The sequence below is a fragment of the Pseudacidovorax intermedius genome, assembly GCF_001476815.1.
In the GTDB taxonomy this organism is placed as follows: domain Bacteria; phylum Pseudomonadota; class Gammaproteobacteria; order Burkholderiales; family Burkholderiaceae_C; genus Xenophilus; species Xenophilus intermedius_A.
In genome coordinates, this window is the sequence record NZ_LDSL01000061.1 from 30,739 (window position 1) to 57,293 (window position 26,555).

Here is a 26,555-nt window from a genome sequence, read left to right on the forward strand (position 1 = left end):
GACAGCGCGCCTTCGTGCGAGGCGATCAGGGAGAGTAAGTCCGGCCGGCAGGCCGAGCTGTCAAATCTCGGCAGTCTTCAGAAAAGTTAAGGGGATGTCGTGGCGCGATGCCTAGTTCGTCACGCTCTCCGGTGGGCGCGCCCACACGCGCGACGCAGCAGAAGCAGAACTTTCTGCGCCATCAAGTGCGGGTCGAGAATCCCGGCCTTTCCGTTCACACCGGCCCGCGCGCGGGCGGCATAGGCGATGACCCTGCATGCGCAAGATCACCAAGCGCATGGGGCTCGCCCTGCGCCCGCGCCGCGGCGTCCAGGCCTTCCCCTTCAAGCCTCACTCGCGGCAGGAACTGCGGGTACTCCCGCTGCATGAAGTCGATGACGCCTTCCCGCACGCGGCAGCGCAGGTCCCAGGCCAGGCCGGAGCTGGCAGCGGTGCACAGGATGCGCAGCTGCATCGTGCGTTCGGTGGCGTCGGTCACCACCAGGTTGAAGAAGCGGCCGTCCCATTCCGGCGCGGCCTTGACCACGCGCTCGACCTCGGCGCGCAGCGGCGCCAGCGGCATGCCGTAGTCGACGAACAGGAACACCGAGCCGAGCAGCTGCGAGCTGTTGCGGGTCCAGTTCTGGAAGGGCTTCTCCATGAAGTAGTTCAGCGGAATGATCAGCCGCCGATCGTCCCAGATGCGCAGCACCACGTAAGTGCCGGTGATCTCCTCCACGCGGCCCCATTCGCCTTCCACGATCAGCACGTCGTCGATGCGGATCGGCTGCGTCAGCGCGATCTGGATGCCGGCGATCAGGTTGCTGAACACCGGCTTGGCAGCCAGGCCGCCGACGATGCCCACCACGCCGGCCGAGGCCAGCAGGCTGGCGCCCACCTGGCGCGCGCCGGGAAAGGTCATCAGCGCCATGGCCGCGCCGATGACGGCGGCGACCACCATGGCGGTGCGCGACAGCACGCGCGCCTGGGTCAGGATGCGCCGCGCCGCCATGTTGTCGGCCACGTCCACCGGGTGGCGCGCGATGATGCCGTCGGCCACGCCGCCGATCAGGCGCACCGCCAGCCAGGTGAAGGCCATGATGAGCAGCAGCCCGTTCAGGTGGCGCACGTTGCTGATGAAGGCCAGGGCGTCGGGCGCGGCCTGCCACACGGTCTGCAACGCCATCAGCGGCAGCACCAGGGCGGCCGGGCTGCGGGCCGCCTGCACCACGGCATGCACGACCGGCAGTGGCCGCGTCACGCGCAGCAGCACGGCGCGGCCCACGCGGTAGATGGCGGTGGCGACCAGCACGGCCACCAGGGCGGCCAGCAGGGTGCGGGTCCAGGGCAGGGCGAGGAGGGTGTCGAAGCTCATCGGATCAGGGTCTTCCATGCGGCAGCGCTCGCGGGAGCCGGCCCGAAGGCCGGCACCCCGTCAGGCGCTGCGGGGTTGCTGGGACGGGCTCGCCGCCAGATCGTCGGCGTCGCGCAGGATCTGCGCCACATCCGCCTTGATCTGCATGGCGATGCCCGCGGCAAGGTCGAGCCGGCGCAGCAGCCAGGGGCTGATGTCCTGTTCGAACGGGTCGGGCAGTTGAACCACACCGGCCGCCAGCGAGGCCGCGGCGGCGGCATCGCCGCTGTCGGCCAGGGACGCCGCTGCCGGGCCCCCTGCCGGCTGGGGGCCGAGTGCCTCGTCGATGCGGTGCCCGGCTCGGGCCAGCGGACCTTCCACCTGTGCGGGGGTCAGCCGGTCGCGGCGCAGCACCAGCATCGACTTGACGGCCGACAGCTGGGCCAGCAGCTGGTAGCTGTGAGCCTGCAGGCGCTGCAGCGGTTCGAGCGGCGGCTGCACGGCCCGCGGCTCGGACAGCGAGCGCTGCGTCGCCTGCACCAGGGCCGAGAGCGCGTCGAAGGCCTCCCGCCGCGCCAGCCGCCATTCGAGCTCCGGCGCCATCTCCACCTCTCGCAGCTGACCGAGGGACAGCGACAGCCGCGCATGGCGGGCCTGCGCGGCCAGGGTGCGCCGCACCAGGGCGGGGATCTGCGTTCGTTCCCAGGATGGCAGCACGTAGCAGAAGGCCCACGCCAGCACAGCGCCGATCAGCGTGTCGGCGATACGCTCCCCGAGCGCGAAAGTGGGCGCGGCGCCGGCATAGAGCTGGTGGGCCTGCACCAGGCCCAGCACCGTGGCGGCCACGGCGGTGAGGGTGTATTTGCGCACCGCGAAGCCGTGGGCGAACGCCTGGGCGGCGGTCATGGCCAGCAGCAGTTCGAGCGGGCCCGGGTGCGTGGCCAGCAGTGCCACCGCGATCAGGCTGCCCACCAGTGTGCCGGCCACGCGCTGGTTGCGCCGCTCCAGGGTCTGGGCCAGGCTGCCGCGCAGCACCACCACGATGGTCAGCAGGATCCAGTAGTCGTGCGAGCCCCAGGGCATGAGCACGGCGACGGCATAGCCGGCGGCCAGCGCCAGGGCGGCGCGGATGGCATGCCGCAGCGGCGGCGCGTCCCAGCGCCAGAGCGCCAGAAAGGGCCGGATCGACCATTCCGTGGGGCTGACGAAGACCTGCCAGTGGGCGCGCACCACGGCCAGGTCGGGGGCCTCGTCGCTGCGTGCCAGCCGGGCCAGGCGCACGGTCTCGTCGTTGAGGTGGCCCAGGCGGTTGGCCATGCCGCGGGCGAGCTGGCCGGCCGAGGGGCCGCCCATCGCGGCCGACTCGTCGCCTTCCGCCGGCACGGCGGCCAGTTCACGGCGGCGGTCGGCGATGGCGGCGGGGCGGCGCATCTGCAGCAGGGCGTCGGCCAGGCCCTCGACATCGTCGGCCATGGCCTCCAGCACGCGGCGCATGGCCGCCAGGCCGGGGCCATGCCGCGGATCGCCGCGCAGCGTCTCCAGGTCGAGTTCGCTGGCCAGCAGGTGGTCGCGCATCTCCAGCACCGTCAGCAGCAGGGCGGCCAGGCGCTGGCGCGCCGGCGTGCGGGGCGATTCGAAGACCAGGTCGCGCGTGGACTGCAGCTGGTCCGCCAGCGCGGCCTGCGCGCGCAGCATCGCGCCCAGCATGGGCGCGGCCACCTCGCGCACGTCGCTGGATTCGTCGCGGGCGGTGAACTGCCGCGCCTGAGCGCGCATGAGCGCCGCCACGGACAGCAGCAGGTCGGCCATGTACTGCGTGCGGTAGCGGGCATTGAGCGCCAGGTTCATCAGCGTGGCATAGACCACGTAGAGCCCGGCCCCCAGCGCCATGTGGCCAGTGCGGGCCAGCGCTTCCGCCACGCCGCTGGGCGGGCGCGTCGCCATGGAGAACACCATGGCCAGCATCAGCGCGATGGCGATCGGGATGCCCCGCTTGCCCCAGGCCATGGCCAGAAAGGCGAGGAAGGAGGCCGGCACCAGCAGCAGCCCGAGCCGGCCCGGCATGGTGTGCAGCATCTGCACCGCGAAGAAGAGCGGCAGGCTGCCCAGCGCCGCCGGCAGCAGCTGGCGCAGCTTGCCGCGGCGCGGTGCGGCCCGGTCGGGCGGGCTGGCGACGATGACGCCGGTGGCGGCAGACGCGGCTGCGGCCGTGCCCAGCCAGAAGTGGATGCCGCCGGAAATCAGCAGCAGGCCGAGCGCCACCGACAGCCCGTTGGCCACGTCGTGGCTCAGGGCGGTGCGCAGCATGCCGCGCATCGGCAGGCGAGCGGCCGTGCCCGTCACGCCTCGGGCGTGCCTTCGGAGCCTTCGGCTGCGCGCTTGACGCGGGTGAGCTTGCGCGGGGCGGCCGGCGCGGGGGCCGGGGCCTCGCCGGCGGCGGGTGCGTCGCCCTCGGCGCCTTCGGCCGTCAGGCCCACGGTGGAGCGGGCGTAGATGTCGGCCGAGTCGTCCGCCCCCGCGCGGCGGCTGGGGTCGACGGCGCGCATGCGGGCGGTGGCGGCCAGCTTGTCGTCCACGCCGGCGAACTTGGAGTACTTGCTCAGGATCGGCACCAGCTGGCCGTAGATGCGCGGCGTGCCGGCCAGCAGCTCGCGCTGCTCCAGGTACTCGCCCTCGCCGGTGAAGTTGCTGATCAGGCCGCCCGCCTCGGTCACCAGCAGCGAGCCGGCGGCGGCGTCCCAGATGCTGAGGCCGGTCTCGAAGAAGGCCTCGGTGTAGCCGGCGGCCACGTAGGCCAGGTCCAGCGCGGCGGCGCCGGGGCGGCGCAGGCCGGCGGCGCGCGGCATCAGGTCGGCCATGATGGCCAGGTACTGCTTGAAGTTGTCGCCGGTGCGGAAGGGAAAGCCGGTGGACACCAGGCTTTCGTTCAGCCGCGTGCGCTTGGAGACGCGGATGCGCCGCTCGTTGAGAAAGGCGCCGCGGCCGCGCGAGGCGGTGAACAGGTCGTTGCGCGTCGGGTCGTACACCACCGCCTGCTCGATCTTGCCGCGCACCGACAGGCCGATGGACACGCAGTACACCGGGAAGCCGTGGATGAAATTGGTCGTGCCGTCCAGCGGATCGATGATCCACACGTACTCGGAATCGCGGGCGCCATGCTCGCTGCCCGATTCCTCGGCCAGGATGCCGTGGCCGGGGTAGGCGGTGAGCAGCGTCTCGATGATCGCGGCCTCGCTGGCATGGTCCACCTCGGTCACGAAGTCGTTCACCTGCTTCTGCGACACGCGCACCGCTTCGACGTCGAGCGCGGCGCGGTTGATGATGGCGCCGGCGGCGCGGGCGGCCTTGATGGCCACGTTGAGCATGGGATGCAGGTTGGACGACATGGGTTGTGCGAGGAACGGGCGCGGGCCCGGCCCGCCGAAGACGCGTCCGGCGATGCGGACGGAAAAGGAAGGCGCGCATTTTAGCGGCCGGCCCGCGGATCGCTCTACAATGAGAATAATTCTCAAAAAGTGTAGCTTCGCAAGCCAGGACGCCGGGCAGCGCACCATGCGCCGCGGGCGGTCATCCGTCCGATGACCGCATCCCCTCCGGTCCAGCCAGCGATGGTGCGGCAGCCCTTGCGGCATGCCGGCGCCGATCCCATCCTGGAGTGACCATGTCCCCGTTCTGCCGGGCCGCCGACCGTGCGGCCCTTCCAGCCTGGCCGTTCGCGCCTCCTTTCGATCGCCAATCCGGACCTGGCGCCGGCCTGCCGGCATGAACGCGCGTCCGACCGCCGCGCCGCGCGGGCACGACGTGCACGCTGGCGCCCCCGGAGGCGCGTCTTCCGCGCTTCGTCGCGCGGCTGCCACCGTCTGGCGGCATGGCCCGCTGGTGTCGCGCATCGTCGCGGCCATCGGCGGCGGCTATGCGCTGGGGGCGCTGGCCAGCGTGGCCGCGCTCGCCTTGCCGGCCAGCCGGCCGCAGGCCGTCATCGGCGGCATGCTGGGCAGCTTTGCGGTGTACGCGGCGGCGGTGATCTGGGTCTTCGCCGCGCGCAGCGCCACGCGGGCCTGGGCGGGCCTGGCGCTGGCGGCGCTGCCGCTGCTGCTGGCCTGCGCCACGGTCTGGGGCGCGGGAGCCGCCTCGTGAGCCGCCTGCGTCCCCCGACGCCCCCGGCGCGCGGCCTGCGCCAGCGCATGTCGGACCTGCACATCTGGGCCGGGCTGCTGGTCGGCTGGGTGCTCTACGCCATGTTCCTCACCGGCACGGTGAGCTACTTCAAGGAAGAGATCTCGCAGTGGATGCGGCCGGAGGTGCCGCACCGCATCGCCTTGCCCGATGCCGCCACCGTGGCCGAGCGCGTGACGGCCGAGCTGACGACGCGTGCGGCCGGCAGTCCGCAATGGAGCTTCTCGCTGCCCGACGCGCGCAAGCCCGAGGTCGATGCCTTCTGGCGCAAGCCGGGCGTGACCGGCGGCCGGCGAAGCTTCGAGAGCGCCACCTTCGACCCCGACACGGGCCACGCGGTCGCCGCGCGCGCGACGGGCGGCGGCGAGTTCTTCTACCGCTTCCACTTCCAGTTCCACTACATGCCCGTGCTGTGGGGCCGCTGGCTGGCGGGGGTGTGCGCCATGTTCATGCTCGTGGCCATCGTCAGCGGCGTGATCACGCACAAGAAGATCTTCACGGACTTCTTCACCTTCCGCTGGGGCAAGGGCCAGCGCTCCTGGCTGGACGCGCACAACGTGCTGTCGGTGCTGGGGCTGCCCTTCCACCTGATGATCACGTACACCGGGCTGGTCACGCTGGCGGCGCTGTACATGCCTTTCGCCGAGCAGACGGCGTTCAAGACGCCGGCCGAGCGGCGCGCGCTCACCGAGCAGACCAGCGCCTTCCTGCAGCCGCGCACGCCCAGCGGGCAGTCGGCGCCGCTGGCCTCCGTCGGCGACATGGTGCGGCAGGCCCAGGCGCGCTGGGGCGCCGAAGGGCCGAGCCGCGTCACCATCGCCAATGCGGGCGACCAGGTGGCGCGCGTGGCCGTGACGCGCGGCGACGACGGCCGGGTGTCCATCAGCCCGCAGTACATGCTCTTCGAGGGCAGCACCGGCCGGCTGCTGGAGGTCCGGGACCGCGTCGGGCCCGCCGCCGAGACGCGCGGCGTGATGTACGCGCTGCACATCGGCCGCTTCAGCGACGGGGCGACGCGCTGGCTCTACTTCATCGTCAGCCTGGCCGGCACCGCCATGGTGGGCACGGGCCTGGTGATGTGGACCGTCAAGCGCCGCGCCAGGCTGCCCGATCCGCAGCGGCCGCACCTCGGCTTCCGGCTGGTGGAGCGGCTCAACATCGCGGCCATCGCCGGCCTGTCCATCGCCATGGCCGGCATGCTGTGGGCCAACCGGCTGCTGCCCACCGAGCTCGCGCAACGGGCCGCGTGGGAGATCCACGTGTTCTTCATCGTCTGGGCGGCGACGCTCGCCTGGGCGCTGCTGCGGCCCGCCCGCCGCGCGTGGATCGAGCTGTTGTGGGCCGCCACCGCGGTGTTGGCGCTGCTGCCGCTGCTGAGTTGGGTGACCACCGGCCGCCACCTGCTGGCGAGCCTGCAAGCCGGCGATGGTGTGTTCGCCGGCATGGACCTGATGCTGTGGGCGCTGGCCGCCCTGCATGCCGTGCTGGCGCTGCGCACCATGCGCCATCAGGCCCGCCTGCCGCGCGCGCGGCCCGCGGCGCATGCGGCGGCCGAGGCGGCGGCGCGCCCAGCCACGCCCGCCGGCGAGGCCCTGGCCACCGAGGGCGGCCGCTGATGCACGCGCTCGTCACGCTCTGCAACCTGGCCGGCTTCGCGCTGCTGGCCGCGTCCACCGCCCGGCAGCAGGACGACCTGTTCGGCCAGGCGCTGGCGCCACGCGCCACGGCGCTGCTGCGTACCGGCGGCGCGGCCGGCCTGCTGGCGGGCCTGGGGGCCGCCGTGCATGCGTGGGGCTGGGGGCTCGGCCTGGTGGTGTGGTGCGGCCACCTGAGCGTGGCCGCCGGCGCCGTCGTGCTGGCGCTGGTGGCCTGGGACCGGCGCCGGCGCCGCTGACGCGGGGCCTTCGCTGCGAGACGCCGCCGCCCGGCGCCTGACGCACCAGGCGGCGCGCCGCGCTCACTCCGCGATGCGCGTGCTGCTGTACTGCGCGTCGGCCTGGATCTCGGCCTCGGTGAATGGCACCCGCAGCCACTGCTTGGCGCTGTAGCGGCGCGTGTAGTCGGCGTTGTGCGGCGAGGCCGGGTCGTCCGACTGCGAGAAGGTCAGGAAGGTATGGGCCTGCACGCCGGCGTCGTCGAAGCGCACCACCTGCATGTAGCTGTTGCCGTTGGGGTCGCCGTCCATGCTGTAGCCGCCCTGTTCGATGCGCTGCTCGGAGCAGGCGATGGTGAAGTAGCCCACGTTGCCGCAGCCGCCGTACAGCGGGATGCGCGTGCCGCCGCGGGTCGCGAACAGCGTCTCGCCGCGCGGTGCGTTCAGCGCGAAGCCGCTGGCCTGGATGGCCAGCGTGGCGGCGCCCATGGCCTGCCGCAGCGCGCCGGCGGCCGAAGGCTGCAGGTCGCGCGGCGTGGTCAGCGGATGGGCCGCGTCGAAGGGCACCGCCCACAGCGCGGACGCGCCCAGCCGCTCGGCACGGCGCCAGAACTCGTCCCACACATGCGCGCCGCGGGCATCGGGGTTGCCGGTGGAGTCCCAGTTGCGCAGTTGGTCGCAGGCGGCGGCGATGTCCACCGTGCGCGCCGGCGAATAGCTCTGACCCGTGGCCGCGTCGGCCGTTACGCTTACCGTGGTGGGCGAGGTGCAGGCCAGGGCCAGCGCCTGGTCCTTCACCAGCTCGGCGCTCAGCACGCGGCTGTTGAGCACCATGCGCTGCACGATGTCGGGCGTGGCGCGGTTGCCGCTGTAACCGTCGGTGCCTGCCAGGCGTGCCCGGGCCATCAGGTGGCCGAGCCGGGTGCGCAGCGTCTGCGCCTCGGTGCCGGCCGGGCCGATGATGGCCGGGAAGCCGGTGAGCGGCGCATCGGGATTGGCCAGCCAGTAGCTGTCGTTCATGTTGGCCACGTAGTCGTCGCGCAGCAGGCCGGGCATGCTGGCGGCGGGCAGGGCGCCGGGCTGGGCGGCGGCGGCATCCACCGTCCAGTTGCAGGCCGCGCGCGAGCCGTCGAGCACCGGCACCCGGGGCAGGGCGCCGGCCAGGGCGGCACTCACTGGCGTGGCGCAGGCCGAGAGCTGTGCCGGCGGCACGTTGGGCATGGCGCCGATGTCGCCGTACCAGGCCTGCGTGCGGCCGCGGCCCACGGCCACGGTGTTGACCCAGGGGATGGACTGCTCCTCCTTCTGGATGGCGATCAGCTCGTCGAGCGATTTGGCCGTGTTCCAGCGCATCCAGGTGCGGAACAGCCGGTAGTTGTCGGCGTTGATGTCGCGGATCGCGAAGGCGGTGGTGGTCGACCAGCCCAGTGCCGGGTTGAGCGAGCCCAGGTTCACCAGCGGCCCATACTCGCTGCGGTAGAGCGTGCGGGTGACGGGCGCGCCGTCCTTCACCGCCACGGTGATGCGCTGCGGCGTCATCTTGATCTTCTGGCCATCGCGCATGTAGGCGGTGGGGTCGTCCGAAGCCAGCGTCAGCTGGAAGAAGCCGAAGCGCCGCGCGGTGGAGACGGTGTGGCTCCACGCCACGCCGCTGTTGAAGCCGATCAGGATCACCGGGATGCCCAGGAAGGAGCTGCCGCTCACGTCCAGCTCGCCCGGGATGGTCAGCTGCGCCTGGTAGAAGCGGTCGGGCCCGCGCCAGTACCAGTGCGGATTGCCGAACAGCAGCGGCCCGCCGCCGGTGGCTCCGCCGCCGAAGCCGTACATGTTGCTGCCCACGCCGGCCTCGCCGCCCACCTCCAGCGCGGGCGCCTGCAGCTGTTGCGGTCTGATCGCGGCGAACTGCCGGGTCGCCTCTCGCCGCGCGCGGCTGGTGACCACGGCCGAGGCCGGCGGCTGCGCATTGGCGATGGCGGCGAGGAAATTGCTGTAGCCGGCCGCGAAGTTGGCCTGGTACATGCGCCGCCACAGGTCGGCGGTGGTCACGGTCGTCACCCAGGCCTGGTCGCGGCAGGCGACGTGGCGGCCCGCGCTGCCACCGGCCTTCACTTCGCGCACGTAGCGGTTGTAGCCGGCGGTGAAGCCTTCGACCATCTGCAGCAGCTTGGCCGGCTGGGCCGCCATGATGGCCTGGATGCGGGCGTCGTCCATCACCTGGCGGTGGAAGAAGTCGGAGTCGATGTTCTTCGGCCGGCCGATGGTGCCGCTGGTGGCCACCAGCGTGTCCGCGCCCAGCCAGCGCGAGCGCTCGCCCCGGTAGGTGAGGAAGGCGTCGGCCATGGTGCACAGCGCGTCCTGCGCCTGGGCATAGCCGTAGCCGTAGCCCACGCCGCCCCAATCCGCGGCCTTGATGTGGGGCACGCCCATGGCGGTGCGGCGGATCTCCGCCTGGTACTGCTGCGCGGCCGGTGCCGGCGCGGGCGACGGTGCGGGTGCCGGCGCAGGGGCCGGGGCGGGCGTGAATTGCACGTTGCCGCCGCCGCTGCCGCCGCAGGCGGCGAGCGAGGCGAGCGCGAGCAGGGTCAGAGGCCGCAGATGGCGGCCGAGGGATGAGCGCATGTTGGTCTCCTTGGTTCTTGCTGTCGGCGTCTTGAGGCGCCGCCGGGCAGGGTACGGCCTCAGCCTGCGGCCCGCTTGTACGTAGCCGCTATCGGTGCACCGCCGCTGCGCTCAGGCGGGCCAGGTGCGCGTGGCGGCCTCGTCCACCGCCAACTGCACGCGCCGCGGATCGGCCAGGAAGGAGGGCGCCAGGCCGAAGCAGGACTGGAAGGTGCGGCTCATGTGCGCCGAGTCGGAAAAACCGCCCGCCAGCGCCACCTGCGTCAGCGGCGCGCCCTCGCGCATCTGCTGGATGGCGCGGCGGATCTTGGCCCACAGCGCATAGCGGGTGACCGACAAGCCTGCCTGTTCGCGGAAGAGGTGGGTCAGGCGGTCGGCGGACAGGCCCGCCAGGGCCGCCAGCGCCGGCAGCGGCGCCGCCTGCGGGTCGCGTCGGATAGCCGCGGCCACGCGGCTGATGCGCGGGTCGAGTGGCCGCTCCGGGCTCGACGTGACGGCCTCGAGCGGTGCACCGACGGCCAGGCGCACCGCGTCGTTGCACAGGGCCTGCAACGCGTCCGCATCGAGTTGGCCGTGCAGCGCGCCCTCGCACGCGGGCCCCAGCCGGACGAGGTCCTCGACTGGCAGCGGATGGATGCGGCGCTCGCCCAGCCGCGCCGCCAGCAGCCGGTGGTGGTGGGCGGCCGGATCGAGGTTGAGCGACAGCAGGCCCCAGCGGCTCGCGTCCAGCCGTCGCGCCACCAGCGGCGGCACCCACGCGGCTGCAGCCTGCAGGCGCTCGCCGCTGCCGGTGACGAGCGTGAAGCTGCGCCCCGGCGGCGCGAGCAGCACCGCGCCGCTCGCCCGGGCCGTGAGGCCGGAGGCAATGGCATGCGTGGCATACAGGAAGCGGTCTTCCCAGAGGTGCAGATGGGCGTCGGACACGGGGGGACAGCGCGGGCGGAGCCGGCGAGAGTGTGCGGGCGGCGGCGGCAATGCGGCGTTGGCACAAACCCCCAGCGGGCTGCTGCACTGGCGGCGGCGTTTTCCTCAGCCGTCGAAAGACGCCGCCAGCGGCACGTCCAGCACCGCGTCGCTGCGGGCCTCGGCCACGCAGGGCAGGATCCAGCCCTCGGCCTTTTCCTCGCGCGAGACGCCCGGCCATTCGATGGTGTGCGCCACCTCGCCCTGCACCACGCGGCACAGGCAGGTGCGGCAGGTGCCGTTGCGGCAGGAGCTGGGCATGACCACGCCGGCGTCTTCGCCGGCGCGCAGCAGGCTGCGGCCAGGGGTGGCCGCGAAGCGCAGGCCCGAGGGCTGGAGGACGACGGTGTAGGACATGGCAGCGACTGGCGGAGGTGCGCAGTGTAGGCAGCGGCACCGCCTGGGCCGGGCAGCGACAATGGTTGCCCGATTTTTCCGAAGTGTTGAATGTCTCCGTACGAAGTCTGCCCCGCCGAAACCCGTGACGCCCGGGCCATCGCCGAGATCCATGCCGCCGCCGCACGTGCCGCCTACCAGGGGCTGGTGCCCGACGACCAGCTCGAAGCGCTGGTCGCGCCCGGCACCCGCGAAGCCAAGTGGCGCCAAGCCATCGAGTTCGCCGAACCCCAGGTCCACGTCGCCGTGCAGGGCGACCAGGTGATCGGCTTCGTCGGCTTCGATCGCTCGCGCGACCCCAAGACGCCGCCCACCACGGGCGAGATCTGGGCGCTCTACGTGCACCCCGACCACTGGGGCAAGGGCGTGGCGCTACAGCTGTGGGACGCTGCCGCCGAGGGCCTGGAGGACGAAGGCTGCACCAACGTCACCGCCTGGGTGCCGCTGCGCAACGAGCGGGCGCTGGCCTTCTTCGAGCACCAGGCGGCCTTCAAGCGCGACATGAAGACCGCCAAGACCACCGCCATCACCACCGCCGTGCGCATCGAGGAAGTCCGCCTCAAGCGCGCGCTGGGGTGAGGGCAGGGCGACGCCCACGCCGCGCGGCCCCCGCCGCGCATTCCCCCGGCGCCTGCATGCAGCGCGCTTTCGCCGTCCCTTCCACCGAGAACCTGCCCCATGGCTTCCAGCCTCCTCCTGTTGCTCGATGACATCGCCACCGTGCTCGACGACGTGTCGGTGCTCACCAAGGTGGCTGCGAAGAAGACCGCCGGCGTGCTCGGGGACGACCTGGCGCTCAACGCCCAGCAGGTGACCGGCGTGCAGGCCAACCGCGAACTGCCGGTGGTGTGGGGCGTGGCCAAGGGGTCGCTGCTCAACAAGGCCATCCTGGTGCCGGCGGCACTGGCCATCGCGGCCTGGCTGCCGTGGCTCATCACGCCGCTGCTGATGGTGGGCGGCGCCTTCCTGTGCTTCGAGGGCGTGGAGAAGCTGGCCCACAAGTTCCTGCACAAGGGCGAGGACGCCGAGGCGCGCCGCGCGCACGTGCAGGCGATGGTCGAGGGCGGCGCCGACCCGGCGCAGCTCGAGAAGGACAAGATCAAGGGCGCGATCCGCACCGACTTCATCCTTTCGGCCGAGATCATCGTCATCACCCTCGGCGCGGTGGAAGGGCAGCCCTTCCTCACCCAACTGGCGGTGCTCGCCGCCATCGCCCTGCTGATGACCGTGGGCGTGTACGGGCTGGTCGCGGGCATCGTCAAGCTGGACGACGCCGGCCTGTGGCTGAGCCGGCGCGCCAGCGGCGCGGCGCAGGCCGTCGGCCGCGCGCTGCTGGCCATCGCGCCCTGGCTCATGAAGGCGCTGTCGGTGCTGGGCACCGCGGCGATGTTCCTGGTGGGCGGCGGCATCCTGGTGCACGGCGTGCCGGCGGTGGCCCATGCCATCGAGGGCTGGACGCACGCGCTCGGCGGCCTGGGCGGCACCGTGGCCGGCCTGCTGGCCAATGCCGTGATCGGCATCGTGGCCGGCGCCGTGGTGCTGGCCGTGGTGGAAGGCGCCAAGCGGCTGCGGCCGGCGCACTGACGGTGACGGCGCAGCGGCCGGTGGCAACGCGGATGCACGCCTTCTGCCGCGCAGCCACGGCAGCGCGGCGGCCGTGGGCCGCTCAGCGGCGGCGGCGCCAGAGCGCGACGCCCATCAGCGCCACGCCCAGCACCAGCGCGAACCAGCCGACGGTCTGGGCGCCGCCGACCATCTCGCGCCATCCGGGCGAGCGCAGCCAGAGCGGCGCCAGCAGCACCGCCACGCCGATGACGGCGCACATGGCGCCGCGCATCAGCATCTGGTCTTCGGGTTTTTTCCTGTTCATGCGAAGGCTGGGCAAAGCCGCCATGGGCGAAAAAAAGCGCGGACCTGCCGCGCCTTCCTTCGCCGCCGTGGCGAGCCGTTCAACCCTGGTGGGCGCGCTTGCCCGGGTTCTTCTTGCTGCGCGTGGCGGTGCCGCGCTCCAGGCTGCGCTTCTGGCCGCCGCCGCTGCGCATGACGGTGGCGCCCGGCAGGGGCTTGGTGGCCTTGCGGTCGGCTTCGGTGACGATCTTGTTGCCCATGGTGAGTACTCCTTGCTGGACGAGGTGAGAAAAATGCGAAACCCCGTATTGTGGCGCCTTCGGCCCGCCGCGCGTTTTTGCGCTCCAATCCATGGCCCGGACGCCTGCGCATCCGGCCGTCCGACCATGACCTGCATTCCCCTCCTGCCCGCGCGCTTCACGACGCGCCCGCTGTCCCCACTGCTCGCGGCCTGCGCGCTGGGCGCCGCCGCCACGGCCGCCATGGCCCAGGCCGATGTCCGCGACTTTCCCGGCGCGGCCCTGCGGCTGCTGCAGGCCGAGCAGGCCGCCATCGACCGCGCGGTGGCCGACCGCGACCGCGACCAGTTCGAGGTGTCGATGGCCCGCACCCTGGCCTTCACCGAGGCCTGGGACTTCAAGAGCCACGCCAATCCCGCGCTCGCGCCCTATGCCGCCTGCACCGAGGCCATCGCCGACCTGCACGTGACCGGCCTGTGCCGCATGCTGCCGGCCGCCGAAGGCTGCCAGCCTTCGCCCGCGCTGCGCCTGGCCGAAAACATCCAACGCTGCCGCCAACTGGCCACACCATGACCACTGCCAACGAACGACCCCCCATCGAGATCGAGACCGGCCCGAACCCCCGCGCCACCGTGCTGCTGATGCACGGCCTGGGCGCCGACGGCAGCGACTTCGTGCCCATCGTGCAGGAGATGAAGCCCGCACTCGCCGCCATCGGCCCGGTGCGCTTCGTCTTCCCCAATGCGCCGGTGCAGCCGGTCACCATCAATGGCGGCTACGTCATGCCTGCCTGGTACGACATCCTCGGCCCTGGCCGGCCCGAGGACGCAGCCGGCCTGCGCCGCTCGCAGGCCACGCTGGAAGGCCTGCTGGTGCGCGAGCGCGAGCGCGGCATCGCCAGCGAGCGCACCGTGATCGCCGGCTTCTCGCAGGGCTGCGCGATGGCGCTGCTGACCGGGCTGCGCCATGCCCATCCGCTGGCCGGCATCGTGGGCCTGTCGGGCTACCTGCCGCTGGCCGAGCTGACCGAGGCCGAGCGGCATCCGGCCAACCTGCGCACGCCCATCTTCCTGGCCCACGGCAGCCGCGACAACGTGGTGGTGCCGGCCCGCGCCGAGCATGGCCGCGACACGCTGCAGCGCCTGGGCCATCCGGTCGAGTGGCACAGCTACCCGATGGACCACAGCGTCTGCATGGAAGAGATCGGAGACATCGCCGCCTTCCTGCAGCGCGTGCTCGGCTGACCGGCCGATTGCTGCCGCTGCCGCGGGGGAGGGGCCCGTTCCGGGCGAGAGGACCCTCGGCGGCAGGATGCGGCGGGCGGTGGTACCGTCCGCCCGAAATCCAGAACTCCAACGACGATGCACATGAACAGACTTCAACATCGGCTGGGTGGCCTCGCGCCCGCCCGGCTCCAGGGCATCCGTCGCGGCATCGAGAAGGAAAGCCTGCGCGCGCGGCCGGACGGCAAGCTCGCGCTCACGCCCCATCCGGCGGCGCTGGGCAGTGCGCTCACGCATCCGCACATCACCACCGACTTCAGCGAATCGCAGCTGGAGCTCATCACCGGCGTGCATGCCGACGTCGACGCCTGCCTGGCCGAGCTGACCGAGGTGCACCAGTTCACCTACCGCGTGCTGCGCGAGGCCGGCGGCGACGAGATGATGTGGGTTTCCAGCATGCCCTGCGGCCTGCCGTCGGACGAGACCATTCCGCTGGGCCTGTACGGCACCTCGAACGTGGGCCGCGCCAAGAGCGTCTACCGCATGGGCCTGGGCCACCGCTACGGCCGTCGCATGCAGACCATCTCGGGCATCCACTACAACTGGTCGATGCCCGAGGTGTCGAGCGAGGACTACTTCGCGCTGATCCGCAACTTCCGCCGCCAGGCCTTCCTGCTGCTGGTGCTGTTCGGTGCCTCGCCCGCCGTGTGCGCGAGCTTCGTCGAAGGCCGGCCGCATGCGCTTGAGCCGATCGGCGCGTACACCATGCACAAGCCCCATGCGACCTCCCTGCGCATGGGCCGCCTGGGCTACCAGAGCGAGGCGCAGGCCTCCCTCTTCGTCAGCTACAACGGGCTGGACGGCTACGGCGCCTCCCTGGCCGATGCGCTGACGCGGCCCTATCCGGCCTACGAGGCCATCGGCGTGCGCAACCTGGGCGGCGAATACAACCAGCTCGCCACCACGCTGCTGCAGATCGAGAACGAGTTCTACGGCACCATCCGGCCCAAGCGCACCATCTTCCCCGGCGAGCGCCCGCTGCATGCGTTGCGCGAGCGCGGCGTCGAATACGTCGAGGTCCGGCTGATGGACCTCGACCCCTTCGAGCCGGTGGGCATCGGCGCGCAGACCATGCGCTTCCTCGACGTGTTCCTGCTGCAGTGCCTGCTGCACGAAAGCCCGCCCGACAGCCGTGACGAGATCGTCGAGATGCAGCACAACCAGCACCTGGTGGCCGAATGCGGCCGCCAACCCGGGCTGATGCTGCGCCGCGGCGGCCAGGCCGTGGCGCTGGCGGACTGGGGCCGCGAGATCCTGGCCGAGTGCCGGCCCATCGCCGAGGCCATGGACGCGGCCCTGGGCAGCGGCGACGCCCATGCCCGCGCCGTGGACGCCGCGCTGCAGTCGCTGGCCCAGCCCGACACGCTGCCCTCGGCCCGCGTGCTGCAGGCCATGTCGGCGTCGCATGCGGATTCCTTCACCAGCTTCGTCACCGCCCGCTCGCACGAGGCGCAGCGCGACCTGCTGGCGCGGCCCTGGACGCCCGGGCAGCAGGCCCGCTACGAGGCGATGAGCGCCGAATCGGTCCGTGCCCAGCAGCAGATCGAGGCCAGCGACACGCTGCCCTTCGAGGAATACCGCCAGCAGTACACCTCGCCCGGCCGCCTCGGCCTGCGGCCGGTGCAGGGCGAGGTGCTGCTGGCCATCTGATCCGGTGCTCACCGGCCCGCACGGGCCTTGGGCGCCGGGCGCGCAGCCGCGGCGCTGTCACATCCCCGTCATGTCCCGAAGCGCCAATCGGCGCGGCCTGCGCGCGGTGCGCAGGCCTGACCGACGGACAACGATGAACACGACAGCACGACGAGCAATGAGGGGATGGGCAGTGGCGGCAGGCGCGGGCCTGCTGCTGAGCGCCTGCGGCGGTGGCAGCCATGGCGTGTGGACGCCCCTGGCCGGCACCACCACCGGCAGCGGCACCACCGGCAGCACGACGCCGGCAGCGAGCAGCGGCAATGCCGGCGGCAGCACGGCACCGGCCGCAACCACCGGCGTGTTCCTCGACGCGGCCGTCGAAGGCCTGGACTACCAGGCCGGCAGCGCCGCCGTCGCGCAGACCGATGCGCAGGGCCGCTTCCAGTGCATGCCGGGCGACACGGTGCGCTTCCGCGCCGGCGCGCTGGAGCTGGGTTCCGCACCCTGCGGCAGCATCGTCACGCCGCTGACCCTGGCGGGCCAGGCGGCCACGTCGGCGGGCGTGCAGGCCGATGCCGTGGTCAACCGGCTGCTGGCGCTGCAGGCGCTGGACGACGACGGCGATCCGTCCAACGGCATCCGCCTGAGCGCCGAGCTCAAGGCCCGCCTGAAGGCCGGTGCGCTGGACTTCGCCGCGCCCGCCGCCAGCTTCAACACCGCGCTGCAGGCCGTGCTGACCGCGCTGCCCGCGCCCTGGGCCGCGCGCACGGTGGACGACGGCCGCCGCCAGCTGGCCCGCGAGCATTTCGAAAGCACCCTGGCCTCCGCCGCCGGCATGCCGGTGCCGGCGACCTTCACCCAGACCAATGCCCTGGGCGCCGTCGGCATCAGCGTCACGCGCTACCAGCTGCAGGCGGACGCCAAGTACTACGTGCCCTACGAAGGCGCGCAGGCCGCGGTGAAGGCCGACTTCCCGTTGGGCTTCCTGCCCGCCTACGGCTCCGGCCTCGCCTTCAAGGGCCGTGCCGACGACGGCACGCTGGAGTTCTATGCCGTGACCGACCGCGGCCCCAACGGCGACGGCCCCACGGTGCCGGTGCCCGGCGACACCAGCGGCGCCACCAGCGTCAGCAAGGTGTTCCCCGCGCCTTCGTTCGCGCCCAGCTTCGGCCTGCTGCGCGTCGGCAGGAACGGCGCCGTGCTCGCGTCGAGCACGGCCCTGCGCGTGGATGCGCAGACCAAGGTCACGGGCCTGCCGCCCAAGGCCGGCAGCGTGGGCTCGACCGGCGAGATACCGCTGACCGACACCTACGTCTTCGACGCCGCCAAGTCGGGCTTCGACGCCAACGGCCTGGACCCCGAATCCATGGTCTACGACAAGGCGCGCAACGTGCTGTGGACCAGCGACGAATACGGCCCCTTCGTGGCCCGCGTCAACATCGCCACCGGCGTGATCGAGAAGAAGTACGCCCCGGGCAACGGCCTGCCCGCCGTGTTCGCCAAGCGCCGCCTCAACCGCGGCATGGAAGGGCTGACGCTGGATGCGGCCACCGGGCGCCTGCACGGCTTCCTGCAGAGCCCCATCGACCCCAAGGACGGCAGCGGCAAATCGCTCAAGGCCAAGCCGCCGGGCGGCAGCAACACCGACGTGCGCCACATCGCCAAGTTCGCGCGCTGGGTGGAGTTCGATCCGGCCACGGAGACGTCCAGGTCCTATGCCTATCCCATCGACGGCTCGGCCTACGACAAGGACCGCACCGGCAACGCCAAGCTGGGCGACGTGGTGAGCCTGGGCAACGGCCGCTTCGTCGTCATCGAGCAGGGCGCGCGCAAGAGCGACGGCAAGGTGATGAACAAGCTGATGCTGGTCGAGCTGCCCGCCGCCGCGACCGACATCGCGGCCATGGACGAGAACCTGGAGATCAGCAGCATCACCCAGGCGGCCTCGGGCGGCGTGAGCTACGCCAACGTGGTGACGATGAAGAAGACCGAGCTGCTGGACCTGAACGCGCTCGGCTGGCTGGCCGAGAAGGCCGAGGGCCTGGCTCTGGTGGACGACAACACCCTGGCCCTGGTCAACGACAACGACTTCGGTCTGGGCACCGTGCTGCTGGACGCCAACGGCAACAAGGTGGACGGCAGCATCGAGGACTGCACGGTCGATGCCAAGGGCGCCATCGTCAGCGGCTGCCCCGCCGGCGTGGTCAAGGCCCGCATCACGCGCGGCAGCGATTCGGAGCGGCCCACGCGCGTGTGGCTGATCAAGCTGGACCGCGCGCTGTCCGGCCTGCGCCTGCCGGGCTGAGCCGGCGCTGGCTCGGCCTGGCCTGGCCGGCACCCGGCGATCTTCCTCCCTCTCCCCTCGCGGGAGAGGGCCGGGGAGAGGGGAATGTTCCGTCCGCCCGGCGCAGCGTCGTCGGACGCGACCGCCCCCTCTCCCCAACCCCTCTCCCGCGAGGGGAGAGGGGCGCGAGCCCCGCCTTCCGCACCGTTCCCAGGCCCTTCAGCCTTCGCGCGTCGGCCAGCCCTGCAGATGCCGCTCGGCCAATCGCGTGAGCGCCGCCATCCAGTGCGCGTCCTCGTTGAGGCAGGGGATGTAGTGGAAGGCCTCGCCGCCCGATTCCAGGAAGGCTTCGCGCGCTTCCATGGCGATTTCTTCCAGCGTCTCCAGGCAGTCGGCCGGAAAGCCGGGGCACATCACGTCCACCCGCTTGAGGCCCTCCTTCGCCAGCTGCCGCAGCGTCGGCTCGGTGTACGGTTGCAGCCATTCGGCGGCGCCGAAGCGCGACTGGAAGGTGGCGCGCCAGGCCTCGGGCGGCAGGCCCAGGCGTTCGGCCAGCAGCTCGGCGGTGCGCATGCACTGCACCTGGTAGGGATCGCCCAGCCGGATGTTGCGCGCGGGAATGCCGTGGAAGCTCATCACCAGCATCTGGCCGCGGCCGTGGGCCTGCCAGTGCTGCTCCACGCTGCGGGCCAGCGCGTCGATGGTAGCGGCGTCGTCGTGGTAGTCGGCCACGAAGCGCAGCTCGGGCACGCGGCGCGCCCTGGCGCACCAGTCGTTGACGGCGTCGACCATGCTGGCCGTGGTGGTGCCCGAGTACTGCGGATAGGCCTGCAGCACCAGCACGCGGTGGATGCCGGCATCGGCCAGCTGCTGCAGGCGCGTGGCGACCGAGGGCTCGCCGTAGCGCATGGCATGCAGCACCTGCACGCGGTGGCCGGCCTGCGCCAGGCCTTCGCCCAGCAGCCGGGCCTGCGCCTCGGTGTGCACCGCCAGGGGCGAGCCCTGCGGCGTCCACACGCTGGCGTACTTGGCCGCCGACTTGGCCGGCCGGGTGCGCAGAATGATGCCGTGCAGGATCGGCAGCCAGGCGGCGCGCGGAATCTCCACCACGCGCGGATCGCCCAGGAACTGGGCCAGGTAGGGCCGCACCGCGGCGGCCGTGGGGGCGGCCGGCGAGCCGAGGTTGCACCAGAGGACGGCGGCGCCGGAGGAGGGGGACGGGGAAGGCATGCGCTATTCTGGGCCATGCCCGAGACCCTTCACGCCGGACTGGACCGGCAGCGCATCGCCGCCATCACCCTCGACCTGGACGACACCCTGTGGCCCGTGTGGCCCGCCATCGAACGCGCCGAAGGCGTGCTGCACCAGTGGCTGCAACGGCACGCACCGCGCACGGCCGAGCTGGTCGCCTCGCCGGCCGAATTGCGGGCGCTGCGCGTCGCGACCGAGAAGGAGCGCTCCGACCTGGCCCACGATCTGGCGGCGCTGCGGCGCGAGTCCATCCGCCTGGCGCTGCGCCGCTCCGGCGAGGACCCCGCCCTGGCCGAACCCGCCTTCGAGGCCTTCTATGCCGAGCGCCAGCGCGTGGAGCTGTACGAGGACGCGGCACCGGCCCTGGACTGGCTGGCCGCGCGCTATCCGCTGGTGGCCGTCTCAAATGGCAATGCCGACCTGGGCCTCACCGGCGTGGCCCGCTGGTTCCGCGGCGGCTTCAGCGCCTACCTGTTCGGCAAGGCCAAGCCCGATGCGGCCATCTTCCATGCCGCGGCGGCCTCGGTCGGCGTGGCGGCCGATCAGGTGCTGCACGTGGGCGACGATGCCGCGCTGGATGTGGCGGGCGCGCTGGGCGCCGGCATGCAGGCGGCCTGGCTGGTGCGCGACGAGCGACCCTGGGCCGACGGCGCGCGGCCGCAGCTGATCGTGCCGGACCTGCGGGCCCTGTGCGTGGCGCTGGGCGCCGCGCCCGATCTCGGCTGAGCGCCGCGAGGCGCCGGCTGCGCGCAGATCCCCGGCTTTTCCGGGGAACCTTTGCGCCGGCGCCTTGCACCCACCTGACGGCCGCGCCTCGTGAGGGCGCGGCCGCTTCCTTTCCGCCATCCCTCTTCCACTTCTTCTTCGACAAGGACCGTTTCCGATGATGTTCGCCCGTTCCCTTCGCCTCTCGACGCCGCGCCTCGTGCTCATGCTGCTGCTGATGCTGGCCACCGTGTCGACCGCCTGGGCCCGTGAGATGGTCAGCGCGGCGCGCGACGGCACCACGCTGCGCGCCGGCCCGGGCACGAAGCACGAGGCACGCTGGCAGGTGGACAAGGGCTATCCGCTGGAGGTGCTGCGCCGCCAGGGCGGCTGGCTGCAGGTGCGCGACTTCGAGGGCGACCGCAGCTGGGTGGCCCGCTCCGTGACCAACCGCACGCCGCACGTGGTGTCGACCGCCGGACGGCTCAACATCCGCGCCAGCGCCGCGCCGCGGGCGCGCATCCTGGCCGTGGCCGAATACGGCGAGGTGCTGCGGGTGTTGGGCAGCCAGGGCGACTGGCTGAAGGTGCGCAGCAGCCACGGCCGCGTGGGCTGGGTGTCCAAGCGCCTGACCTGGGGCCGTTGAGAAGGACGCCCTCTGAGGCGACGGCATCCCGGGCGCGCCCGCTGCCCATCGGGGATCCATGCGCGCAGCCCGGCCGGATTCAGGCCAGCGCTGCGGCCGCCGCTGCCGCCAGCCCGCTGCGCACCGCGCCTTCGAGCGTGGCGGGATAGGGCCCCGCCACATGGTCGCCGCAGGCCAGCAGGCCGGGCGCGACCTGCATCGGCGGCCGCTGGAGACCGGGGCGGCAGGCGAAGGTGGCGCGCTTTTCCATGATCGTGCGCAGCGGCGCCAGGCCGCGCCAGCCGAGCTGCGCTTCGGCCTGCGCCAGCACGTTCCGGGTCAGCGCCTCCACGCCCGGCGGGCAGGCGCTGATGACGAAGGCCGCCAGGCCCGGCTGTCCGCGCAGCCGTCCAAGGTCGAAGACGAACTGCGCCGGATGGGTGGCATCGGCCCGCAGGGCCCGCAGGGGCGGGCCGTCGGCCAGGCCCGGGGCGTTCATGGCGTACACGGTGGCGATGGGCAGGTGGTCCAGCGCCGCGGCCACCGCCGACCAGGCGGGCGCGGCGGTGGCCGTGAGACGGGCGCTTTCCCAGGCGGGCGTGGCCAGCACCACGCGGTCGAAGGGCTCGCCGTCCACTTGCCAGCCGCGGCCCTCGGCGCCGATCGCCTGTACGCGCCGGCCGGGCCGCAGTTCGGCGCCGCGTGCCGCCAGCCAGGCGGCGGCGGCATCGGGCAGCAGGGCACCCAGGTCGGTGCGGGGCAGCAGCAGGTCGGCACCGCCCGGCTCGCCGAAGAGCGCGTCGCGCAGCACGCGCAGGAAGACGGCGCCGCTGGCCTCGTGCATGGGCGTGTTGAGGGCGGAGACGCACAGCGGCTCGATCAGCATGCGCTGCACCGCGGGCGTCACGCCCTGGCAGAGTTGTGCCACGGTCTGCGCCGGGCCGCAGGCGAAGCCGGCGCGCCGCCAGCGCAGTGCCGTGTGCAGCAGCGATGCCTTGTCGCGCCAGGTCCAGCCGCGTGCCAGGGCGATGCCGGCCGCCAGGTCCAGCGGCGCGGGCAGGCGGGCCGGCACGCGCAGGCCGGTGCCGTCGGCATAGGGCAGCGCGAGAGGCAGCCGCTCGAGCGCCGCCTCGGGCGACACGCCGAGCTGGCGCATGAGGCCCAGGGTGGCGGTGTAGGCGCCGATCAGGATGTGCTGGCCGTTGTCGAGCACGGGGCCCTGCGGCTGGGCCTCCAGCCGCCGCGCCCGGCCGCCCAGCTGGCGGGCGCCGTCGAACACGGTCACCGCAGCGCCGGCCTGCACGGCGGCCACCGCGCAGGCCAGGCCGGCCCAGCCGGCGCCGACGATGGCGAGCTTCACCGGCGGCGTTCCGGCCGCCGGCGCGTGGCGGCGGACATGGGCGCGAGCGGCGCGGTGCCGCTCACAGCCGCCCCAGCGCCTGCACCTTCCACGCCAGCCACAGCTTGCGCAGCGGCGTGAGGCTGACACGCTGGTCCAGCACCTGGAAGTCGTCGGCCTCGATCTCGCGCAGCAGCGTGCGGTAGATGCTGGCCATCATCAGACCCGGCTTCTGGCTGCGGCGGTCGGCGGCGGGCAGCAGGGCCAGCGCCTCGTCGTAGGCGGCATGGGCACGCCGGGCCTGGAAGCGCATCAGCGCGACGAAGCGCTCGGAATGCACGCGGTTCAGCACCTCGTGCGCCTTGACGTCGTAGTCCTGCAGCTCGTTCACCGGCAGGTAGATGCGGCCGCGTCGGGCGTCCTCGCCCACGTCGCGGATGATGTTGGTCAGCTGCAGCGCCAGGCCCAGCTTGTGGGCATAGGCGGTGGTGGCCGGGTCGGTCTGGCCGAAGATGCGGGCCGCCACGTCGCCGACCACGCCGGCCACCAGGTGGCAGTAGCGGGCCAGGCCGGGGAAGTCCAGGTAGCGGGTCTGTTGCAGGTCCATCTCGCAGCCCTCGACCACTTGAAGCAGCTGCTCGCCGCCGAAGCCGTAGGTGGCCGCATGCGGCACCAGCGCCTTCATGGCCGGGTGGCGCGGCTGGCCGGCGAAGGCCTGGGCCACCTCGGTGCGCCACCAGGCGAGCTTGGTGGCGGCGACGCCGGGGTCGCTCACTTCGTCCACCACGTCGTCCACCTCGCGGCAGAAGGCATAGAAGGCGGTGATGGCCGCGCGCCGCTCCGGCGGCAGGAAGAGGAAGGCGTAGTAGAAGCTGCTGCCCGAGGCGGCGGCCTTGTCCTGGACGTATTGCTCGGGGGTGCTCATCGGGCAGGGGCGGCTCTGGGGGCGCGGATCATGGGCCGGCGATTGTCGTGGATCGGGCCGGCGCGCCGCGGCTCACATGCGCAGGGCGCGCCAGAGCAGCCGCGGCGCATCGGCCTTGCCCACGGTGGGCCGGCGGCGGAAGCTGTCGAAGCCCTGGGCCTCGATCTTGTCCAGGATGGCCAGGCCGCCCTGGACCACCAGCCGCAGTTCCCAGCCGATGCGCCCGGGCAGCCGGTGCACCAGGGCCGCGCCCTGGGCCATGCGTTCGCGCGCCCATTGGACCTGCCCGGCCACCAGCGCCAGCGCCGCCGGGGGAGGCGGCGCATCGCCAAGCGGTGCGAAGCGGTCGAAGTCCTCCGGGGCCAGGCCATGGGCGGCGCAGTCGGCCAGGGGCAGGTAGCGCCGGCCGCGCGGCAGGTCGACGCTCAGGTCCTGCCAGAAGTTGATGAGCTGCAGCGCGCTGCAGATGGCGTCGCTCTGGCGCAGGGCCTGCGCGTCCTGCACGCCGTACAGGTGCAGCAGCAGCCGGCCGATGGGGTCGGCGGAGCGGCGGCAGTAGTCCAGCAGTTCGGCCCGGTCGGCATAGCTGCGGCCGTGGCGGGTGAAGGCGACGTCCTGGGCGAAGGCATCCAGCAGGTCGGCCAGTGGCGCGTGGGGCAGGGCGAAGGCGTGGGCCTGCGCGGCGAGCGGGCCGAAGACCTGCGGCCACCGGGGCGAGGGCGCGGCGCCGGCGAAGACGGCGTCCAGGTCGGCGCGGTAGTCCACCAGGTCGGCCAGGCGGGCTTCGGGCAGCGCGTTGCCCTCGTCGGCCATGTCGTCCGCGGTGCGGGCGAAGTGGTAGATGGCCGCGATGGGCGGGCGCAGCCGCGGCGGGCACAGCCAGGAGGCGACGGGGAAGTTCTCGTAGTGGCCGGGCGCCGGCGCCTGGCTGGGCAGCGGCGGTGAAGGGGCGAAAGGCATCGGCCCATTGTCGGCGGCGCCCGCGGCCTGCCGCCGGCCTGACCACGGGCCGACTTCCCACGCGGGCGCGCCACCGGCCGGCGCTATGCTGCGCGCCAGCGCGACTCCCCGACACGCCCCATGGCCTCCGCCCCTGCTGCTTCCGTGCCCTCCGGCGCCCCTTCCGCTCCCGCGTCGGGCCATCCGGCGGGCCCGGCCCTCATGGTGGCGGCGCTCGGGGTGGTCTTCGGCGACATCGGCACCTCGCCGCTGTATGCCTTCAAGGAGACGCTGAATCCGGAGCATGGCGTCGCCTTCTCGGCGGCGGCGGTGCTGGGGCTGCTGTCGCTGATCTTCTGGGGCCTGATGGTGGTGGTGACGCTGAAGTACGTGGTGTTCGTGCTGCGCGCGGACCACGACGGCGAAGGCGGCATCCTGGCGCTGCAGGCGCTGGCCCGCCATGCGGCCGACACGCCCGACGGCCGCGGCCGCCGCCACCCGGCGCTGGTGCTGGCGACCATCGGCCTGGGCCTGCTCGGGGCGGCGATGTTCTATGGCGACAGCCTGATCACGCCGGCCATTTCCGTGCTCTCGGCCGTCGAGGGCCTGGAGGTGCAGGCGCCGCAGCTGCAGCGCTGGGTGATTCCGCTGACCCTGGTGATCCTGGTGGCGCTGTTCATGGTGCAGCGGCGCGGCACCGGTGCCGTCGGCAAGGTCTTCGGGCCGGTCATGCTGCTGTGGTTCGGCGCGCTGGGCGTGAGCGGCGCGCTGCAGGTGGTGGAGCAGCCCCAGGTGCTGGAGGCGCTGGACCCGCGGCATGCGCTGCGCTTCCTGCTCGACCACCGGCCGCAGGCGCTGGCCGTGCTGGGCGCGGTGTTCCTGGCCTTCACCGGCGGCGAGGCGCTGTATGCCGACATGGGCCATTTCGGCGCCCGGCCGATCCGCCTGGCGTGGCTGTTCATCGCGCTGCCGGCCCTGGTGCTCAACTACTTCGGCCAGGGCGCGCTGGTGCTGGCCGACCCGGCGGCGGCGGACAACCCCTTCTTCCGCCTCTTCCCGTCCTGGGCACTGCTGCCCATGGTGGGGCTGGCGGCCATGGCGACGGTGATCGCATCGCAGGCCGTGATCTCGGGCGCCTTTTCGCTCACGGCGCAGGCCATGCGCCTGGGCTACCTGCCGCGCATGCGCATCGTGCAGACCTCGGGCGATTCCATCGGCCAGGTCTACGTGCCGGTCATCAACTGGCTGCTGATGGTGGGCGTGCTGCTGCTGGTGGTGGGCTTCCGCAGTTCCAGCGCGCTGTCGGCGGCCTACGGCATCGCGGTGTCGATCACCATGGTCACGACCACGCTGCTCGCGGGCCTGGTGGCCTGGCGGCTGTGGCGCTGGAACGGGCTGGCCGTGCTGCTGGGCGTGGTCGTCTTCGTCGGCGTGGACCTGGCCTTCGTGGTGGCCAACACGCTCAAGGTGGCCGAGGGCGGCTGGCTGACCCTGGCCGTGGCGGTGGCGACGATGGTGCTGTTCAGCACCTGGGCCAAGGGCGTGCGGCTGACGCGGGCGGAACTGGTGGCCGAGCTGATTCCGCTGCCCGACTTCGTCGCCTCGCTGGCGATGGACATGCCGCACCGCGCCCGCGGCACGGCCGTCTTCCTCACCGCCGACGCGCTGTGCGTGCCCCATGCCCTGCTGCACAACCTGCACCACAACCAGGTGCTGCACGAGCAGGTCTTCGTCATGCAGATGCTGGCCTGCGAGACGCCCCGCGTGCCGGCGCGGGAGCGCATCGAGGCGCAGAGCCTGGGCCACGGCATCTGGTCGGTGAAGGTGCGTTACGGTTTCATGGAAGCGCCCAATGTGCCGGAATACCTGCGCATGCTGGCCTACCAGAAGGGGCTGGCGGTGGAGGCCATGTCCACCTCGTACTTCATCTCCCGCGCCTCGCTGGGGCGGCGGCGGCTGCCGGCCTTCAGCGGCATGCGGCAGGCGCTGTTCAGCTGGCTGCAGCGCAATGCCGGCCGCGCCTCCGACTACTTCCACCTGCCCGAGAACCGGCTGGTGGAAATGGGCCAGCGGCTCTGAGCGGCTGATCGGCTTTCGGGCACGGCGGGCGGAAAAGCGCCCGGCC

At 72.7% G+C, this 26,555-nt stretch carries 24 protein-coding genes; 12 read left to right on the forward strand and 12 right to left on the reverse strand.

What is annotated here, in order from left to right; all coding sequences use genetic code 11:
* Positions 1-214: 214 nt before the first annotated feature.
* From NS331_RS10180 to NS331_RS10190, 3 genes are read right to left on the reverse strand one after another with little or no spacing between them, the layout of a single operon-like run.
* Positions 215-1,354 carry a mechanosensitive ion channel family protein gene (locus tag NS331_RS10180; protein ID WP_058641880.1) on the reverse strand — a complete coding sequence of 380 codons (1,140 nt, stop codon included), beginning with the start codon at positions 1,352-1,354 and terminating at the stop codon, positions 215-217.
* A gap of 60 nt (positions 1,355-1,414) precedes the next feature.
* Positions 1,415-3,640 carry an FUSC family protein gene (locus NS331_RS10185; protein ID WP_242873714.1) on the reverse strand — a complete coding sequence of 742 codons (2,226 nt, stop codon included), beginning with the start codon at positions 3,638-3,640 and terminating at the stop codon, positions 1,415-1,417.
* 32 nt (positions 3,641-3,672) lie between these two features.
* Positions 3,673-4,719 (reverse strand): inositol monophosphatase family protein, encoded by a 1,047-nt coding sequence (locus NS331_RS10190; RefSeq protein ID WP_058641881.1) that lies wholly within the window; start codon positions 4,717-4,719, stop codon positions 3,673-3,675.
* A 490-nt stretch (positions 4,720-5,209) separates the two neighbouring features.
* On the opposite strand from NS331_RS10190, the gene NS331_RS10195 reads away from it, so the two are divergent.
* From NS331_RS10195 to NS331_RS10205, 3 genes are read left to right on the forward strand one after another with little or no spacing between them, the layout of a single operon-like run.
* A complete protein-coding gene (locus NS331_RS10195) occupies positions 5,210-5,470 on the forward strand; it encodes a DUF3649 domain-containing protein (RefSeq protein ID WP_058641914.1) in 261 nt (86 codons plus the stop codon).
* Between the two features lie 47 nt (positions 5,471-5,517).
* Positions 5,518-7,125, forward strand: a complete 1,608-nt coding sequence (locus tag NS331_RS10200) for a PepSY-associated TM helix domain-containing protein (RefSeq protein ID WP_058641882.1) — start codon at positions 5,518-5,520, stop codon at positions 7,123-7,125.
* Positions 7,125-7,403, forward strand: coding sequence for a DUF3325 domain-containing protein (locus NS331_RS10205; RefSeq protein ID WP_193758077.1), 279 nt, complete (start codon positions 7,125-7,127; stop codon positions 7,401-7,403). The genes NS331_RS10200 and NS331_RS10205 overlap by 1 nt, the downstream gene beginning before the upstream one ends.
* Before the next feature lie 63 nt (positions 7,404-7,466).
* Here NS331_RS10205 and NS331_RS10210 read toward each other — a convergent pair whose 3' ends face one another.
* From NS331_RS10210 to NS331_RS10220, 3 genes are all read right to left on the reverse strand, one after another.
* Complete coding sequence (locus tag NS331_RS10210; protein WP_058641883.1) at positions 7,467-10,001, reverse strand: penicillin acylase family protein; 2,535 nt, start codon at positions 9,999-10,001, stop codon at positions 7,467-7,469.
* Between the two features lie 111 nt (positions 10,002-10,112).
* Positions 10,113-10,925 (reverse strand): AraC family transcriptional regulator, encoded by an 813-nt coding sequence (locus tag NS331_RS10215; RefSeq protein WP_058641884.1) that lies wholly within the window; start codon positions 10,923-10,925, stop codon positions 10,113-10,115.
* A gap of 105 nt (positions 10,926-11,030) precedes the next feature.
* Positions 11,031-11,321 (reverse strand): 2Fe-2S iron-sulfur cluster-binding protein, encoded by a 291-nt coding sequence (locus tag NS331_RS10220; protein ID WP_058641885.1) that lies wholly within the window; start codon positions 11,319-11,321, stop codon positions 11,031-11,033.
* A 90-nt stretch (positions 11,322-11,411) separates the two neighbouring features.
* Between NS331_RS10220 and NS331_RS10225 the strand changes: the two genes are divergently transcribed.
* The gene (locus NS331_RS10225) at positions 11,412-11,939 is read left to right on the forward strand and encodes a GNAT family N-acetyltransferase (protein WP_058641886.1); all 528 of its coding nucleotides are present in this window, start codon (positions 11,412-11,414) and stop codon (positions 11,937-11,939) included.
* Between the two features lie 99 nt (positions 11,940-12,038).
* On the forward strand, positions 12,039-12,944 hold the full coding sequence (locus tag NS331_RS10230; protein ID WP_058641887.1) for a DUF808 domain-containing protein: 906 nt from the start codon (positions 12,039-12,041) through the stop codon (positions 12,942-12,944).
* Positions 12,945-13,026: 82 nt separating this feature from the next.
* Here NS331_RS10230 and NS331_RS10235 read toward each other — a convergent pair whose 3' ends face one another.
* Together NS331_RS10235 and NS331_RS26625 are read right to left on the reverse strand one after the other, a co-directional pair.
* Positions 13,027-13,230 carry a hypothetical protein gene (locus NS331_RS10235; RefSeq protein WP_058641916.1) on the reverse strand — a complete coding sequence of 68 codons (204 nt, stop codon included), beginning with the start codon at positions 13,228-13,230 and terminating at the stop codon, positions 13,027-13,029.
* A 79-nt stretch (positions 13,231-13,309) separates the two neighbouring features.
* Positions 13,310-13,468: a hypothetical protein gene (locus tag NS331_RS26625; RefSeq protein ID WP_193758078.1), complete on the reverse strand. Its 159-nt coding sequence runs from the start codon at positions 13,466-13,468 to the stop codon at positions 13,310-13,312.
* Between the two features lie 126 nt (positions 13,469-13,594).
* On the opposite strand from NS331_RS26625, the gene NS331_RS10240 reads away from it, so the two are divergent.
* The 4 genes from NS331_RS10240 to NS331_RS10255 all read left to right on the forward strand — a co-directional run bounded on the left by NS331_RS10240 (position 13,595) and on the right by NS331_RS10255 (position 18,667).
* Entirely contained in the window at positions 13,595-14,020 is a 426-nt protein-coding gene (locus tag NS331_RS10240) for a hypothetical protein (protein WP_058641888.1), read from the forward strand.
* Positions 14,017-14,691, forward strand: a complete 675-nt coding sequence (locus NS331_RS10245; RefSeq protein ID WP_058641889.1) for an alpha/beta hydrolase — start codon at positions 14,017-14,019, stop codon at positions 14,689-14,691. The genes NS331_RS10240 and NS331_RS10245 overlap by 4 nt, the downstream gene beginning before the upstream one ends.
* Before the next feature lie 123 nt (positions 14,692-14,814).
* A complete protein-coding gene (gene gshA / locus NS331_RS10250) occupies positions 14,815-16,380 on the forward strand; it encodes a glutamate--cysteine ligase (protein WP_058641890.1) in 1,566 nt (521 codons plus the stop codon).
* A 157-nt stretch (positions 16,381-16,537) separates the two neighbouring features.
* Positions 16,538-18,667, forward strand: a complete 2,130-nt coding sequence (locus NS331_RS10255) for an esterase-like activity of phytase family protein (protein ID WP_058641891.1) — start codon at positions 16,538-16,540, stop codon at positions 18,665-18,667.
* A 198-nt stretch (positions 18,668-18,865) separates the two neighbouring features.
* Here NS331_RS10255 and hemH read toward each other — a convergent pair whose 3' ends face one another.
* Positions 18,866-19,876, reverse strand: a complete 1,011-nt coding sequence (gene hemH, locus NS331_RS10260) for a ferrochelatase (RefSeq protein WP_058641892.1) — start codon at positions 19,874-19,876, stop codon at positions 18,866-18,868.
* Positions 19,877-19,891: 15 nt separating this feature from the next.
* Between hemH and NS331_RS10265 the strand changes: the two genes are divergently transcribed.
* Together NS331_RS10265 and NS331_RS10270 are read left to right on the forward strand one after the other, a co-directional pair.
* The gene (locus NS331_RS10265) at positions 19,892-20,623 is read left to right on the forward strand and encodes an HAD-IA family hydrolase (protein ID WP_058641893.1); all 732 of its coding nucleotides are present in this window, start codon (positions 19,892-19,894) and stop codon (positions 20,621-20,623) included.
* 157 nt (positions 20,624-20,780) lie between these two features.
* Positions 20,781-21,248, forward strand: a complete 468-nt coding sequence (locus NS331_RS10270; protein WP_242873715.1) for an SH3 domain-containing protein — start codon at positions 20,781-20,783, stop codon at positions 21,246-21,248.
* Positions 21,249-21,327: 79 nt separating this feature from the next.
* On the opposite strand, the gene hpnE is transcribed toward NS331_RS10270, so the two are convergent.
* The 3 genes from hpnE to hpnC form a co-directional block, all read right to left on the reverse strand.
* Positions 21,328-22,587, reverse strand: a complete 1,260-nt coding sequence (gene hpnE / locus NS331_RS10275) for a hydroxysqualene dehydroxylase HpnE (protein ID WP_058641894.1) — start codon at positions 22,585-22,587, stop codon at positions 21,328-21,330.
* Between the two features lie 61 nt (positions 22,588-22,648).
* Positions 22,649-23,491: a presqualene diphosphate synthase HpnD gene (gene hpnD / locus NS331_RS10280; RefSeq protein ID WP_058641895.1), complete on the reverse strand. Its 843-nt coding sequence runs from the start codon at positions 23,489-23,491 to the stop codon at positions 22,649-22,651.
* A 72-nt stretch (positions 23,492-23,563) separates the two neighbouring features.
* Positions 23,564-24,451 carry a squalene synthase HpnC gene (gene hpnC, locus NS331_RS10285; protein ID WP_058641896.1) on the reverse strand — a complete coding sequence of 296 codons (888 nt, stop codon included), beginning with the start codon at positions 24,449-24,451 and terminating at the stop codon, positions 23,564-23,566.
* Positions 24,452-24,652: 201 nt separating this feature from the next.
* Between hpnC and NS331_RS10290 the strand changes: the two genes are divergently transcribed.
* Positions 24,653-26,509 carry a potassium transporter Kup gene (locus NS331_RS10290; protein WP_058641897.1) on the forward strand — a complete coding sequence of 619 codons (1,857 nt, stop codon included), beginning with the start codon at positions 24,653-24,655 and terminating at the stop codon, positions 26,507-26,509.
* Positions 26,510-26,555: the final 46 nt, after the last annotated feature.

Excerpts from the sequence above, each read along its gene's own strand:
- NS331_RS10180 (WP_058641880.1), bottom strand. The coding sequence starts at position 1,354 with ATGAGCTTCGACACCCTCCTCGCCCTGCCCTGGACCCGCACCCTGCTG.
- NS331_RS10185 (WP_242873714.1), bottom strand. The coding sequence starts at position 3,640 with ATGCTGCGCACCGCCCTGAGCCACGACGTGGCCAACGGGCTGTCGGTG.
- NS331_RS10190 (WP_058641881.1), bottom strand. The coding sequence starts at position 4,719 with ATGTCGTCCAACCTGCATCCCATGCTCAACGTGGCCATCAAGGCCGCC.
- NS331_RS10200 (WP_058641882.1), top strand. The coding sequence starts at position 5,518 with ATGTCGGACCTGCACATCTGGGCCGGGCTGCTGGTCGGCTGGGTGCTC.
- NS331_RS10205 (WP_193758077.1), top strand. The coding sequence starts at position 7,125 with ATGCACGCGCTCGTCACGCTCTGCAACCTGGCCGGCTTCGCGCTGCTG.
- NS331_RS10210 (WP_058641883.1), bottom strand. The coding sequence starts at position 10,001 with ATGCGCTCATCCCTCGGCCGCCATCTGCGGCCTCTGACCCTGCTCGCG.
- NS331_RS10220 (WP_058641885.1), bottom strand. The coding sequence starts at position 11,321 with ATGTCCTACACCGTCGTCCTCCAGCCCTCGGGCCTGCGCTTCGCGGCC.
- NS331_RS10225 (WP_058641886.1), top strand. The coding sequence starts at position 11,412 with ATGTCTCCGTACGAAGTCTGCCCCGCCGAAACCCGTGACGCCCGGGCC.
- NS331_RS10230 (WP_058641887.1), top strand. The coding sequence starts at position 12,039 with ATGGCTTCCAGCCTCCTCCTGTTGCTCGATGACATCGCCACCGTGCTC.
- NS331_RS10235 (WP_058641916.1), bottom strand. The coding sequence starts at position 13,230 with ATGAACAGGAAAAAACCCGAAGACCAGATGCTGATGCGCGGCGCCATG.
- NS331_RS26625 (WP_193758078.1), bottom strand. The coding sequence starts at position 13,468 with ATGGGCAACAAGATCGTCACCGAAGCCGACCGCAAGGCCACCAAGCCC.
- NS331_RS10240 (WP_058641888.1), top strand. The coding sequence starts at position 13,595 with ATGACCTGCATTCCCCTCCTGCCCGCGCGCTTCACGACGCGCCCGCTG.
- NS331_RS10245 (WP_058641889.1), top strand. The coding sequence starts at position 14,017 with ATGACCACTGCCAACGAACGACCCCCCATCGAGATCGAGACCGGCCCG.
- gshA (WP_058641890.1), top strand. The coding sequence starts at position 14,815 with ATGAACAGACTTCAACATCGGCTGGGTGGCCTCGCGCCCGCCCGGCTC.
- NS331_RS10255 (WP_058641891.1), top strand. The coding sequence starts at position 16,538 with ATGAGGGGATGGGCAGTGGCGGCAGGCGCGGGCCTGCTGCTGAGCGCC.
- hemH (WP_058641892.1), bottom strand. The coding sequence starts at position 19,876 with ATGCCTTCCCCGTCCCCCTCCTCCGGCGCCGCCGTCCTCTGGTGCAAC.
- NS331_RS10265 (WP_058641893.1), top strand. The coding sequence starts at position 19,892 with ATGCCCGAGACCCTTCACGCCGGACTGGACCGGCAGCGCATCGCCGCC.
- NS331_RS10270 (WP_242873715.1), top strand. The coding sequence starts at position 20,781 with ATGATGTTCGCCCGTTCCCTTCGCCTCTCGACGCCGCGCCTCGTGCTC.
- hpnD (WP_058641895.1), bottom strand. The coding sequence starts at position 23,491 with ATGAGCACCCCCGAGCAATACGTCCAGGACAAGGCCGCCGCCTCGGGC.
- hpnC (WP_058641896.1), bottom strand. The coding sequence starts at position 24,451 with ATGCCTTTCGCCCCTTCACCGCCGCTGCCCAGCCAGGCGCCGGCGCCC.
- NS331_RS10290 (WP_058641897.1), top strand. The coding sequence starts at position 24,653 with ATGGTGGCGGCGCTCGGGGTGGTCTTCGGCGACATCGGCACCTCGCCG.